We start from the raw sequence: 12,864 nt of genomic DNA, 5'->3' as shown, positions 1-12,864 counted from the left end.
GTCGACACGAGGTGGTGAGCTCTTCGTCGACGCTATCCGCGCTGCCGGGCGAGCGCGCGGCCGAGTCGGGCGGCGGCCTCATCGAGCAGGTCGTCGGAGACGTTTCCGTAGGCGAGCCGCAGGTGTCGGTCGGCGTCGCTGCCGTCGCCCGAGGTGAAGAACGAGCCGCGCTGGTACTCGACCCCTTCTTCGCTGGCATCGCGGGCGAGCTGTTCGGCATCGACGGTGTCGTCGATGATGCGCGGCCAGAGAAAGAAGCCGCCCTCGGGCTGTGAGATCTCGAAGGCGCCCGGCGCGTGCCGCTCGAGTGACTCGGCGAGCAGATCGGCTCGGCGGCCGTAGAGCGCGTTCGCCGTGGCGAGGTTGTCGTCGAAGAACTCCGGCTGGGCGGTGAGCAGGTCGCCGACGACGCTCTGCACGAAGGTGCTCGAGTGCGAGTCCTGGCGGCTGCGCAGCTTGATGAAGGGGTCGACGAGCCGCTCGGGAACGACAACCCAGCCGAGGCGCAGACCGGGACCGAGGGTCTTGGTGAAGGTGTTGATGTGAATCACGTGAGACGACTGGTTGAAGACATCGAAGCTCTGCTCTTCGCCGCGGAACCGCAGCTCGCGGTAGGGGTTGTCGGCCAGCACAGTGAATCCGTAGTGCTCGGCCAGACGAACAAGCTCGATGCGGGCCGCGGTCGGGAGTGTGCCCTGCGACGGGTTGTGAAAATCAGGAACGGTGTAGACCGCGACCGGTCGGGCACCGCGGGAGAGCTCCGAGGCCAGGGCCTCGACGTCGAGTCCATCGTTGTGCACGGCGATCGGCAGCACCCGGCCCTGCGACAGCTCGAGGCCACGAAGGAACAGCGGGAAGATCGGGTTGTCGACGGCCACGAGGTCGCCGCGGTCGACGACCGCCTGCAGACTGAGCGATATTCCGTGGAAGCCGCCGTTCGTGATGAGGATGCGCTCCACCGGAACACCCTCGCGGGCGGCGATCCACTGGCGCAGGAGATCGAGGCCCGCCGTGCGCGAGTACTGCAGCGGGTCGGTGCCGGTGATCGGGTCGCTCAGCACTCGTCGGGTCGCCTCGATGAGCTCGGCGGTCGGCAGCGCCGACGGGTCGGGGATGCCGCCCAGCAGTTCGATCGCGTCGGGTCGCCGGTTGCGCAGGGTCGCGTCGCCGAAGCCCTTCGGCACAGTGAGATGCGACACGAGGGTGGTGACGCGGTCGGGGGCGATGGTGGCGGAGCTTGCGGTGAGGCTCAAGATGCACTTCTTTCGGATCGAGGAGCAGTCGTGCTCGGCACGGCGTCGCGCTGGCGCCGGTCCCGCAGCTACTCTGCGACCGGGAGTGCGCTGTGAATATATCGGCGCGTAACCCTTCTCAACGCGGTGACACATGTCGACACGTGGGGGCCGTGACTTGCAATGTGAGCGTCGGCGAACTAGCGTCGCGCAGAGCCGGTGAAAAACATGCATTCGGTGAAGAGAACGGAGCCGAAAATGGCGACAGTTGTTCAATATTCTCGTCTCGGAGGACCTGAGGTTCTCGAGGTCGTCGAGGTTCCCGTTCCTTCCGTCACAGACGGCCACGTGCTCGTCGAGGTGCAGGCCATCGGGGTCAATCCTGTCGACTCGAAGCTGCGGTCCGGCTTTCGCCCGTCGGCTCCATTCGATGGGCCGCGCGGGGTCGGGGCGGATGCCTCCGGCGTGATTCTCGAGGTCGGTTCCGGCGTCGACGATTGGGCCCCCGGCGACGAGGTCATCATTCAGGGGGCCACGGGTGCGTACGCCAGCCACCTCGTGGTCGGTCCGTCGAATCTGACGCGCAAGCCTTCTGTCTGGACCTGGTCGCAGGCCGCAGCCGTCGGCATTCCCGTATCGACCGCATATCAGGCGCTGCGGTCGCTCGGCGTCACCGAGGGCACGCGCCTTCTCGTTCACGGCGGAACGGGCGGAGTGGGTCAGGCTGCGGTGCAGTTCGCCGTGGCGTGGGGAGCTCGCGTTTTCGCCACGGCGAGCCCCGCGAACCACGAGCGTCTGATCGAACTCGGGGCCGTTCCTTTGAGCTACGGAGAGGGACTCATCGAGCGCGTGCGCGAGGCCTCGCCGGAGGGTATCGACGTCGTGCTCGACGGGGCCGGAACCGAGGAGGCCCTCGAGGCATCGTTCGAGCTGGTCGATGATCGCTCGCGCATTGGCACAATCGTGGTGGGAGGCCGAGCGGCCGAGCTGGGCATCCGGGCATGGATGGGCGGAAGCCCGGTGCCGCTCACCGACGACGAGGTGAAGCTTCGCGCCGAGGGAGTTCCTGCGGCGATCGAGCTGGCCGCACAGGGCAAGTTCGACGTGGAGGTCTCGGAGCGTTTTCCGCTGGCCCGCGCCGCAGACGCCCAGCGCCTCAGCGAAGAGGGGCACACTCGCGGAAAGATCGTCCTGATCCCGTAACGGAGTGAATCCGTCCGAATGTCTTGCGCGCGACGCCGTGCGCGACGGGATCGAGAGATTCGTGTCGGGCGCGGTTGTACATTCGAAGGGTCGCGTTCTCCTCGTGTGCCGCTCAGGAGATGACGACTATTTGCCAGGGCGGGAGGAACTGCCCTCGGGTGGGGTCGACGACGGCGAGTCCATTGACGAAGGACGGGCGCGCGAACTCCAAGAGGAGATCGGTCTCGGAGAGCACCGGGTCGACGATGGATTCGTTGGATTGTTCGACTACACCGATGGACGCGGTCGATTGACCAGGCAGTTCACGTTCTCGACTCCGTGGCCCGACGGTGAGCCGCGACTATCGCCCGAGCACTCTTCGTATCGATGGATCGATCGAGTCCACCTCGACACGGCCGACGTCACGGCAGAGACCAGAGGGGTCCTCGTCCAGTGGTGGGCTTGGCATGCGGGAACCGCGCGGTCGGGAGTGGTCTAGGGTCCCTCGAGAATGGGTGGAGATGCGTCCAACCGACCTCGTCTACGGTTCGGATGCACTGTTCTCCGTCCGTTCGTCGGCAAACGGGAGGAGATTTCGAAGATCGACGCGCTATTTGTGTCGGATGTGCGTAGTTCCTCCGGTTTGTAGCGCTGCCTATCGAGATCAGCGCGCCGCGGCCAGCGAGAAGAGCGCGGGCGGCGCACCCACTCCGTCGACGAGGTCGGCCAGAATGCGCCCGATCGCCGGGGTGAACTTGAAACCGTGGCCCGAGAAGCCCGCGCCTACCGAGAGGGGCCCCGACGAGTCGACGACGAAGTTCGAGTCGGGGGTCGTCGTGTAGGTGCAGCTGATCTCCACGAGCGTCTCCGCGTCGACCCCCGGCAGCCATTCCCGGGCATAGCGCTGCAGCGCCGCCAGTTGGGCCGGCTCCGATGCGAACGTGCGCGCTTCCGGATCGATGACCGCGCCCGTGCCGTGCCATCCAGCCTTCACGCCCTGCCCGGGCGTGAACATGCCGTAGACGCCGGAGTACCAATAGTCGTAAGTCGGGTCGAGAGGGTTCGGCGCGTGATTGAAGCCGGGCCAGGACAGCGTTGCGTCGTGCACGGCGAAGTGCGCGGGTTGCTCCTGAGTCACAACGAGTCGCGGCAGCGCCACTGTCGAACCGAGCAGCTTCGAGGTCCAGGCGCCGAGGGTCACGACGACTCGGCGAGCATCGAGAGTCTCGACCGTTCCCGACTGCTCGCCGGTGACCTCATCGACAGGCTGTACGGTGACCAACACCGAATCGGGCGACGCGAGGCGGATGGCGACGACCCGAGAATGGTGCCGAACCGCAGCGCCGCGCGCGGCCGCGGCCCGCTGCAGGGCCGATACCGCGGCATCCGCGTTGAGCCTGCCGGCCTGCGGTGTGAAAAGCACTCGCGTGTCGAAGCGGATGCCCGGCCAGCGTTCGCCGGCCTCCTCCGGAGCGAGAAACGCGGCCTCGAAACCGTAGCCCGGCAACAACGCCGCCACCGTGTCGAAAGCCGGATTCGCCCCGTGATTCGCGAGGCCTACCTGGTCGAGAACGGCGACGCCCGACTCCGCCTCGAGCTCGCGCCACAACGGCAGCGCCTCACGCAGCAACGAGAGATACGTGTCGTCGGCGTAGCTGAGATTGAAGTTGCGCGACGCCCCGTGCGAGGCGCCCTGGGTGTGTCCGGGGCCGAAGCGCTCGAGTAGAGTCACCTCGCGGCCTCGCCGAGCGAGCTGCCAGGCGGCGGCGGAGCCCATGGCCCCGCCGCCGACCACCACGACGTCTGCTCGAGTGGCCACTACGCCGAGACCAACGCTGCGCCAGCCACCGTCGAGGCTGATCGCGCAGCAACAGCCGGCAGACCGAGCGTCTCGTGCAGGGTGGCGCCCTCGTCGTAGTCCGTGCGATACACGCCGCGCTCCTGCAGTTCGGGAATGACCCGGTCGACGAACTCGTCGAGGCCGGTCGGGTTGGTGTTCCCCACGATAACGAACCCGTCGGACGCATCTTCCTGCACGTGCCGGTTGATGGTCTCGGCAACGAAAACCGGGGTGCCCACGAAGGTGTGTTTGGCGGCGAACGAGATCACGAGCTCGCGAATAGACCAGCCCTTAGCCGAGGCCTGCTCGCGCCACGCATTCGCGGTGGCGACCGGGTCGGTGTGCACATAGGCGCGCCCCTTCGCTCCGCCCTCCGCGGTGACGACGGGGTCGATCTCGGGCAGCGGGCCCTCGACGTCGTAGCCCGAGAGATCGGTGTTCCACACCTGCTCGAGAAACGAGATGGCGGTCTGCGGGCTCACCTGCAGCCGCGAGATCTCGCGCGAGCGCTCCAGCGCCTCGGCGTGCGTATCGCCCAGGATGAAGGTGGCGGCCGGCAGGATCTTGAGCGAATCGCGGGGGCGACCCACCGCATCCAATCGCCCTTTCACGTCGTCGTAGAACGCGCGCCCGGCGTCGAAGTCCGCGTGCCTCGAGAAGATCACGTCGGCCGAGCTGGTCGCGAAATCGCGACCGTCGGGCGAATCGCCCGCCTGCACGATCACCGGATGCCGCTGCGGGCTCGGCGGCAGCGTCGCGTAGCCGGTCACATCGAATTGCGGGCCGTGGTGGTCGACGAGACCGAGACCAGACGTGCGCGCGAACTCGCCAGACGCCTTGTCGGCCACGATCGCGTCGTCGGCCCAGCTGTCCCACAACTGCGACGAGACATCGAAGAACTCCTGCGCCCTGCTGTAGCGATCGGCGAGGTCGAGGAACTTTCCGCGGCGAAAGTTCGCCCCGTGGAACGCGTCCGAGGTGGTCACGATATTCCAGCCCGCGCGGCCCCCGCTGAGGTGGTCGAGAGTGGCGAGCTGGCGCGAGAGCTCGTAGGGCTCGTTGAAGGTCGAGCTCAACGTTCCGACGAGGCCGATGTTCGAGGTGACCCCGGCGAGCGCGGCGAGGATCGCGAGCGTGTTGGGCCGCCCGACCACGTCGAGATCGTGGATGAGGCCGCGCGTCTCGCGCAGCCGCAGCCCCTCGGCCAGGAACAGGAAATCGAACTTTCCGCGCTCGGCATTCTGCGCGAAGTGGCGGAACGACGAGAACGCGATCTGGCTCTGCGAACGCTCGTCGCTCCAGACCGTGGTGTTGTTGACGCCGGGAAAGTGCGCAGCGAGGTGGATCTGCTTGACGGGCTTCGAAGAAGAGGATGCGGTCATCGGCTGGCGCTTTCGATCAGTTCGGCGGTCTCGGGGCGGGCGGTCGCGTAGCGGTTCGCGGCGGGAGCAAAGCCCAGGCGCTCGCGGAGGGTCGACGCGTCGCTCGGTCGCTCGAGCGCGCCGGTCTCGTCGAGCACGGGCACGACGCCCCTGGTGATGCGCTCGAGATCGAGCGGCAGGCGCGCGGGCCGCAGGCGCACGCCGGCAACGCCGGCCTGCTGCCAGCGCAGCAGCTGCGCGGCCACATTCTCGGCCGTGTCGGCGAGAATCACGGCGTCGGATGCGTAGGGCGCGCCGTGCAGCTCGTCGAGCGCCGCGAGGGCTGCCGCGGCCGCCTCACGCGTGTCCTCGATGAGCACGACGGCCTCGGCCCAGACGCGCAGAGGGTCGCTGACGCGGCGCTCGACCCGCAGTTCGGCGTCACCCAGCTCACCGAGAATCTGTTCGAGGTGCTCGTCGGAGTGCGGCGTGATGCCCACGATGTCGGCCTGCGCCACGGCGAGCTCATAGGGCACTCTCTGGTGAGCCAGCACGAACACGACCGGCTGGCCCTGCGGCGAGCGCGGCACGATCGACGGCCCCTTCACGCTGAAGTTCTCGCCCTCGAAATCGACGTAATGCAGGCGGTCGCGGTCGATGAAACGGCCCGTCGGCACGTCGCGGATCACCGCGTCGTCCTCCCAGCTGTCCCAGAGTCGCCTGGCGACCTCGATCGCATCGGCGGCCTCGCCGAACAACTGTCGGATGAGGGCCGTCTGCTGCTCGTCGGCGCCCGTGGCCGTGCGCGCTGGGTCGAGTGCGGGAATCTCGCGGCGGCCGACGTGGGCGGCCTCGTGGGAGCGGCCCGAGACCTGCACCCGCCATCCGGCCCAGCCTTCAGAGACGTGGTCGAGCGTCTGGATGCCCGTGGCCGTGTGGAACGGCTCGGTGTGCGTGGTGGTCACGGTCGGCACGATGCCGATGCCGGGCACGAGAGCCGCGATCGTGTTGGCGAGCAGAAGGGCGTCGAGCCGGCCGCGAACCTCGTCGCCGCGCAGCTCGAACGCTCCATAGCCATTCGTCTGCAGACCGAAAGAGTCTTCAATCGTCACGAGATCGACTCCGGCGGCCTGCGCCTCGACGACGAGCGAGACCCAGTAGTCGGCATCGAACAGGGCAGCGGGGCGCGCGGTGTCGACGCGCCAGGCGGCGGGATGCCAGCCTGCTCCGTCGAGGGCGATGCCGAGATGGAACGGTGCACGGCTCATCGCGGAGCGCCTTCCGTTCCCGTGCTCGGATGCAGCGGTGTCTTCTCGCCCGCTTCGACGCCGATGGGCAGCCGGTTCTCGGCCGGAGGCAACGGGCAGGTGGCGAACTCTGTGTAGGCGCACGGCAGGTTCGTTGCCCGGTTGAAGTCGAGCGTCACTGCCCCGGAGGCATCCGGAGCGGCGATCTGCAGCGAGCGGTTGGCGGCGTACGTGGTGACGCCGCTCGTCGCGTCGGTGAACAGCACGAACAGGGAGCCGGGGGTCGGGCCGTTGAACGCGGTGAGCGAGAACGTCTCGCCTCGCAGCTCGAACTCGACCACTCCGGGGGAGTCGTAGACGTGCTCGAGCCCCTCTGACACGGAGCCGACGGTCACCGGCTTCGGCTCGTCGAAGGGCACGAAGACGCCCTCGGCGCTCCAACTCGGGCTGGGCGGGTAGACCGGGGTGCCGGCGTAGTCGACGAGCGTCGGATGCGATGGGTGCCGCGGGCGAAGAATGTCGACTCCTCCGCGCCGAGCCACCTCGAACTCCGCGTCGCCTGCAGAAACGGTGACGCCGCCGCGCTCCGGAATCACTCCGAAGGCGTGTCGGCCTATGACCTTCTCTCCGCCGATCACGAGCTCCTCGCCCTCGGCCAAGGCGACCACGGGGCCTGCGGCCGATGTCGACCACTCGCCCGGGGCATCCGGGTAGCGTGTCGGGGTCTCGTCGAGCCAGTTGAGGCTCGTGACCGCGAGGAACCCGTGGGGATCGGCGCGGTTCTTCTCGTGGGCGTCGTGCCACGCCTGCCACTCGGCGGCGAAATCGACTGTGTTTGTAGCTGAAGTCATGACGTCACGCTATGAGAGGCGGATCGTGGGAACCGCGGTGCGTGACACAGAAGGTCACGCATGACACAGGACGTAACTCGGCTTGACGCCGCCCGATGGGCCAGTAGTGCCCGGTGCGGACAGTTGCGCCCGGTGTGCCGGTACCTTCTGTCCGCACCGGGCACTACTGACGGGCGACGAGGCGTCAGATCACCCAGTTCGGTGCGACCTCGGGGGCCACCGGGGCTTGGCGAACGGGCTTCGTGAGGCGCAGGTGGCCTCGCAGGGTCTTCGCGTCGTAGCCCTCGTTCATCAGCCCCCGGCCGATCAGTTCGGGCACGACGAGCTGGGCGAACGCATCGAACTGCTCGTGCAGAAACGCGCTCTGAATAGCGAAGCCATCGGCGGCGCCCGCCCGGAACCACCTCTCGAGGTGATCGGCGATGTCTGTCGCCGACCCCACGACGATGGGTGCTGGCACGGCCTGCGCCACGATGAGGTGCCGGAAGGTCACAGGCCGAGCGCCTCCGACCGTGCGACCCGCCCTCGACTGCACGACCTCGAGCAGGCGCTGCCCGACCGCGTTGAACCGCTCGGCGGTAGCGATCGAGACGGGCTCGTCGACGGAGCGCTCCAGCAGAGGAAGCCCCACCGAGCGCAAGAAGGTCGCAGCAGAGCGGTTCTGTGGAAACCCGAGCGACGGGTCGCGCGGCGAGCCGTCGTCGAGCGGCACCAGCTCGACGAGTTCGTCGTAGAGCGAGAACGCCGCCTGCCGGGTCTCGCCGACGATGGGCAGGATGGGCGTGACGATCGTGACGTCGCCGGGAGCGCGGCCGGCCGCGACCGCGCGCTGCTTGGCCTGCCGATAGAACGTCACGGCGTCGCCGAGGCTCGACGGCGCGACCACGTGGATGTCGGCATGCGCCGCCGCGAACTCGCGGGCTCGCACAGAGACTCCCGCGTGCACCACCGGAATCTGGCCCTGCACGGGACGCAGGGCGTTGAGCGGGCCCGCGACGCTGAAGCGCCGCCCCTGATGATCGATCGGGTCGACGAGTGAGTGATCCACGAGGATCCCGCGCTTGGCGTCGGCCACGACCGCGTCGTCGTCCCAGCTGTCCCAGAGGCTGCGCAGCAGCCGCACGAACTCGACCCCGGTCTCGAAGCGATTGTCGTCGGAGCCGCCGGCATCCGTTCTGCCGAAGTTGGCGCTCGCCCTCGGGTCGGTGCCCACGGTGAGGTTCAGTCCGAAGCGGCCTCCCGAGAGCCGGTCGATGGATGCCGCAGCCCGGGCGATCGCATACGGCTCGGAATGCGCGGTGCTGGCCGTCGCGATGAGTCCGATGCGATTCGTGACCGCGGCGAGGTACGCGGCCGAACTGAATGGATCGATGCGCGCGAGCAGCGAAGGCTCGGTGTATTCGAGGTCGGAACTCGACGAGAGCCAGTCGCCGAGAAAGAGGAAGTCGAGGCCGGCCTTCTCTGCGGTGCGTGCGAGTCGCTTGAGCGCGGCGGGATCGTTCGCCGGGTTCTTGTGGGCTCCCGGGTAGCGCCAGCCAGACGGGAACGCGCCGAGTGTGCGCACCATCGCCCCCAGAACCAGCTGTCCATTGCATTCGAACGTGCGCGCGGGCGTGGGGGTGGTCATGCGACGACGATAGGCGCGCGCTCAGGCGAAGCCGAGCGCCGATGACACATGACGTAAAGCAGAGGCGGTCCGCGGGGTGCAGTCCGTACGATCGCTGCATGACTCACGCCTTCGACCGCATCACCCGTGCCGAGCTGAGCATCCCCTCCAGTCGCAAGTGGAGCCTGCATCCCGGAACCATCGGGGCATGGGTGGCCGAGATGGACTTCGGAACCGCGCCGCAGGTGACCCGGGCTCTGCACCAGGCCATCGACGACGGAAACCTCGGCTACCTCGCGCCCGCCACCTCGCACGAGATGGGCAAGGCCACGGCTGCATGGCACCGCGACGAGTACGGGTGGGATTTTCCGTGGCAGAACGTGCACGCCGTCTCCGACGTGATGGCGGCGCTCGAAGTCGCCATCACCAAGTTCTCGCCGGCGGGCACGGGCGTCATCATTCCCACACCGGCCTATATGCCGTTCCTCAGTTTCGTTCCCACCCTCGGCCGCGAGGTCTTCGAGGTTCCCGGGGTGACCGACGCCCGCACCGGCCGCTGGCAGCACGACCTAGCCGGTATAGAGGCGGCGTTCCATGCGGGAGCCCGCACCCTCATTCTCTGCAACCCGCAGAACCCCACGGGAACCGTGCTGACGCGCGACGAGCTCGAGGCGATCGCGGCCATCGTCGATCGTCACAATGGTCGGGTCTTCGCCGATGAGATCCATGCGCCGTTGCGCTACGAGGGGGTCGCGCACATCCCCTATGCGTCGGTGAACGAGATCACGGCGAGACACACGATCACGTCGACCTCGGCATCGAAGGCCTGGAATCTGCCGGGTCTCAAGACCGCCCAACTGATCACCTCCAACACCGCCGACGAAGAGCTCTACCAGACCTTCGGATTCGCGGTCATGCACGGTGCGGCGACTCCGGGAGTCATCGCCGCGACCGTCGCCTACACCGAGGGGCGCGAGTGGCTGGGAGAGGTCGTCGACTACCTCGACGGCAACCGACGACTGCTCGCAGAACTGCTCGCCGAGCATCTGCCCGAGGTGCGGTACACGATTCCGGATGCGACATACATCGCCTGGCTCGATTGTTCCGATCTCGAGATCGAGGGCTCGGTCGCCGACTTCTTTCGAGTGGAGGCCGGGGTCACTCTGACCGACGGCGCGCTCTGCGGTCGTGGCTATGAGGGCTATGCCCGCATCATCTTCGCCATGCCGAGGCCGATCCTCGAGCAGGCGGTCATCGAGATGGCAGCCGCCGTTCGCCGATGTCTTTCCCGCCCAGCACCCCACCTCTACGCAACAGAGAGCAGCATTTCGTGACAGACGACACCCAGCCCTCGACCGACGTCGCAGCACCGGAGTATGACTGGCAGGGTTACGGCTTCGACACCCGCCAAGTTCATGCCGGCGAGTACGACGACCTGAACGCCGGAGCCCGCGTCTCGCCTATCGCGATGACCGCCGGCTACCGCTTCGACTCGTTCGACGACGCCCGCAACCGGTTCTCGGGAGACGCTGACGGGCTCATCTACTCCCGGCAGCGCAACCCGTCGGGCGCGGTGGCCGAAAAGCGCATCGCCTCGCTCGAAGGAGGCTCGGAGGCGATCGTCGTCTCGTCGGGCCAGGCGGCCATCACGGCGGCCCTGCTCGCGCTCGCGGAGAACGGCGAGCGCATCGTCTCGACCGCGAGCATCTACAGCGGAACGCGGGTGCTCTTCGGGCGCAGCTTCGCCCGCTTCGGCGTCTCTGTCGACTACGTGTGGAACACGGCCGACGACGACGAGTGGGATCGGATCATCCAGCCCAACACAAAGGCGATCTTCACCGAGACGATTCCGAACCCCAAGAACGACATCGTCGACATCGAGCAGGTCGCCCGGGTCGCTGCACGGCACGGCATCCCGCTCGTCGTCGACAATACGATCGCGTCGCCATACGTGATCCGCCCCATCGAGTACGGCGCCGCGGTGGTCGTGCACTCGTCGACGAAGTTTCTCTCCGGCCACGGTGCGGGTCTCTCCGGCGCGATCGTCGACGGCGGCACGTTCGACTGGGCCGCGTCCGAGCGGCGCTATCCGCTCTTGACCGAACCCCAGGGCTCCGCTGCGAAGTCGCTTCTCGAGCGATACAGCCGAACCGGCTACGCGCGCCTCGCCCGCGAAGCGGTGGTCAATGACATCGGTCCGGCACTGTCGCCGTTCAACTCGTTTCTGCTGCATCAGGGCATCGAGACCCTGTCGCTGCGCATGGAGCGCCACCTCGACAGCTCGGTGACCATCGCCAGATGGCTCGAGCAGCATCCGAAGGTCGAGAGCGTCGACTTCGCCGGGCTCGAATCGAACCCCGCGCACGAGTTGGCGCAGCGGCTCTACGGTGGTCGCACAGGATCCGTCTTCGCCGTCACCGTGCGAGGGGGAGCGGCAGGTGCTCAGGCGTTTCTCGATGGGCTGCGCGTGATCAGCCGCATGACGAACATCGGTGACGTGAGGTCGATGGCTCTGCACCCGGCGACCACAACGCACATCTCGTTCAGCGAGGAGCTGCGCGAGCGGCTCGGCATCGGCCATGGCCTGGTCAGGCTGTCGATCGGCATCGAGGACGTGAACGACCTCATCGCCGATCTCGACCAGGCGTTGGCCCGCGTCAGCTGATCTCGGTACGTCGGCTCCGGCGCACGGCTCGCGCTGGTCGAGTAGGCCGCCCGCGGCCGTATCGAGACCCGGCCTAGGTGTACATGAGCGACCCCGGTGTGGTGAGCTTCTCGCCCGTCTCGAGGTAGGTCTTCAGGCCCGACAGGATCATCGGCCAGCCGCCATAGAGCTCTTCGTTCGCTCCCTCGCGCAGCTCGTCGTGGGTCACCACGAGTCGGCACGAGTCGCCGACCTGTTCGATATCCCAGGTGATGCGCGTGGTGCCCTCGGCCTCGACCTCGTCGCTCCAGCGGGCGTGCATCGACTGCACCAGCTTGCGCGGAGGGTCGACCACCAGATTGACGCCGTCTCCGAGCGGAGCGTTGGCCTTCGGGTTGGTCTGCGTGTAGCTCGAGCCTTCGGTGAAGTCCGACTCGATGCGGTTGCCGAAGTTGTAGACGCTGCGGATCTCCGAATCGGTGACCGCCTGCCAGAGACGCTCGGGCGTCGTGCGGATGTAGATCTCGAATACCTTCTCCACGGTTCTCTCCAGTTCTGTCTTGAGGTCGCTCAGCGCGGCGACCCAGGGTTCTGCGTATTTGCTCGTCCACCGGTCGTGTACGAGCCGGATGGGCACGGGATTGAGAAAGTGCAGCTTCTCGCGGCCTCGTCGTCGAGTCGTCACGAGTCGGGCATCCTCCAGGATCCCGAGGTGCTTCATCACGCCGAAGCGACTCATCTCGAATCGTGTCTCGAGTGCACCCAGCGACTGGCCGTCCTCGAGAAAGAGCGCGTCGAGGATCGCTCTCCGTGTGGGGTCGGCCAGTGCCCGAAAAACCTCGTCCATAGACAGAAATTAGGTGACCATATGGTCACTTGTCAAGGGGTCGAGAGCCCCGGT

At 67.3% G+C, this 12,864-nt stretch carries 11 protein-coding genes; 4 read left to right on the top strand and 7 right to left on the bottom strand.

Annotation, left to right across the window (positions count from 1 at the left end):
• Positions 1–32: 32 nt before the first annotated feature.
• Positions 33–1,253: an aminotransferase-like domain-containing protein gene (locus B9Y86_RS02865; protein ID WP_085482739.1), complete on the bottom strand. Its 1,221-nt coding sequence runs from the start codon at positions 1,251–1,253 to the stop codon at positions 33–35.
• 237 nt (positions 1,254–1,490) lie between these two features.
• Between B9Y86_RS02865 and B9Y86_RS02860 the strand changes: the two genes are divergently transcribed.
• Positions 1,491–2,435: a quinone oxidoreductase family protein gene (locus B9Y86_RS02860; RefSeq protein WP_085482737.1), complete on the top strand. Its 945-nt coding sequence runs from the start codon at positions 1,491–1,493 to the stop codon at positions 2,433–2,435.
• Between the two features lie 4 nt (positions 2,436–2,439).
• Positions 2,440–2,913 carry an NUDIX hydrolase gene (locus B9Y86_RS02855; protein ID WP_085482735.1) on the top strand — a complete coding sequence of 158 codons (474 nt, stop codon included), beginning with the start codon at positions 2,440–2,442 and terminating at the stop codon, positions 2,911–2,913.
• A 165-nt stretch (positions 2,914–3,078) separates the two neighbouring features.
• Here B9Y86_RS02855 and B9Y86_RS02850 read toward each other — a convergent pair whose 3' ends face one another.
• The 5 genes from B9Y86_RS02850 to B9Y86_RS02830 all read right to left on the bottom strand — a co-directional run bounded on the left by B9Y86_RS02850 (position 3,079) and on the right by B9Y86_RS02830 (position 9,340).
• Entirely contained in the window at positions 3,079–4,233 is a 1,155-nt protein-coding gene (locus B9Y86_RS02850; RefSeq protein WP_085482733.1) for an FAD-dependent oxidoreductase, read from the bottom strand.
• Entirely contained in the window at positions 4,233–5,636 is a 1,404-nt protein-coding gene (locus B9Y86_RS02845) for an NtaA/DmoA family FMN-dependent monooxygenase (RefSeq protein WP_085482731.1), read from the bottom strand. The genes B9Y86_RS02850 and B9Y86_RS02845 overlap by 1 nt, the downstream gene beginning before the upstream one ends.
• Positions 5,633–6,883 carry an LLM class flavin-dependent oxidoreductase gene (locus B9Y86_RS02840; protein ID WP_085482729.1) on the bottom strand — a complete coding sequence of 417 codons (1,251 nt, stop codon included), beginning with the start codon at positions 6,881–6,883 and terminating at the stop codon, positions 5,633–5,635. The genes B9Y86_RS02845 and B9Y86_RS02840 overlap by 4 nt, the downstream gene beginning before the upstream one ends.
• Positions 6,880–7,713 carry a DUF1684 domain-containing protein gene (locus tag B9Y86_RS02835; protein ID WP_085482727.1) on the bottom strand — a complete coding sequence of 278 codons (834 nt, stop codon included), beginning with the start codon at positions 7,711–7,713 and terminating at the stop codon, positions 6,880–6,882. The genes B9Y86_RS02840 and B9Y86_RS02835 overlap by 4 nt, the downstream gene beginning before the upstream one ends.
• A 184-nt stretch (positions 7,714–7,897) precedes the next feature.
• On the bottom strand, positions 7,898–9,340 hold the full coding sequence (locus tag B9Y86_RS02830) for an NtaA/DmoA family FMN-dependent monooxygenase (RefSeq protein ID WP_085482725.1): 1,443 nt from the start codon (positions 9,338–9,340) through the stop codon (positions 7,898–7,900).
• A gap of 98 nt (positions 9,341–9,438) precedes the next feature.
• Between B9Y86_RS02830 and B9Y86_RS02825 the strand changes: the two genes are divergently transcribed.
• Together B9Y86_RS02825 and B9Y86_RS02820 are read left to right on the top strand one after the other, a co-directional pair.
• Positions 9,439–10,653 carry a MalY/PatB family protein gene (locus B9Y86_RS02825; protein ID WP_085482723.1) on the top strand — a complete coding sequence of 405 codons (1,215 nt, stop codon included), beginning with the start codon at positions 9,439–9,441 and terminating at the stop codon, positions 10,651–10,653.
• Positions 10,650–11,984, top strand: coding sequence for an O-acetylhomoserine aminocarboxypropyltransferase/cysteine synthase family protein (locus tag B9Y86_RS02820; protein ID WP_244894603.1), 1,335 nt, complete (start codon positions 10,650–10,652; stop codon positions 11,982–11,984). Before B9Y86_RS02825 ends, B9Y86_RS02820 begins: the two co-directional genes overlap by 4 nt.
• Before the next feature lie 73 nt (positions 11,985–12,057).
• On the opposite strand, the gene B9Y86_RS02815 is transcribed toward B9Y86_RS02820, so the two are convergent.
• Positions 12,058–12,810 (bottom strand): ArsR/SmtB family transcription factor, encoded by a 753-nt coding sequence (locus B9Y86_RS02815; RefSeq protein WP_085482719.1) that lies wholly within the window; start codon positions 12,808–12,810, stop codon positions 12,058–12,060.
• Between the last annotated feature and the right edge of the window lie 54 nt (positions 12,811–12,864).

The organism is Agreia pratensis (assembly GCF_900177685.1).
Classification (GTDB): domain Bacteria; phylum Actinomycetota; class Actinomycetes; order Actinomycetales; family Microbacteriaceae; genus Agreia; species Agreia pratensis.
This window is presented reverse-complemented; position numbering and strand designations above follow the sequence as displayed.

Coding starts and splice junctions, on each gene's coding strand:
- B9Y86_RS02860 (WP_085482737.1), top strand. CDS start 1,491: ATGGCGACAGTTGTTCAATATTCTCGTCTCGGAGGACCTGAGGTTCTC.
- B9Y86_RS02815 (WP_085482719.1), bottom strand. CDS start 12,810: ATGGACGAGGTTTTTCGGGCACTGGCCGACCCCACACGGAGAGCGATC.
- B9Y86_RS02840 (WP_085482729.1), bottom strand. CDS start 6,883: ATGAGCCGTGCACCGTTCCATCTCGGCATCGCCCTCGACGGAGCAGGC.
- B9Y86_RS02825 (WP_085482723.1), top strand. CDS start 9,439: ATGACTCACGCCTTCGACCGCATCACCCGTGCCGAGCTGAGCATCCCC.
- B9Y86_RS02845 (WP_085482731.1), bottom strand. CDS start 5,636: ATGACCGCATCCTCTTCTTCGAAGCCCGTCAAGCAGATCCACCTCGCT.
- B9Y86_RS02835 (WP_085482727.1), bottom strand. CDS start 7,713: ATGACTTCAGCTACAAACACAGTCGATTTCGCCGCCGAGTGGCAGGCG.
- B9Y86_RS02830 (WP_085482725.1), bottom strand. CDS start 9,340: ATGACCACCCCCACGCCCGCGCGCACGTTCGAATGCAATGGACAGCTG.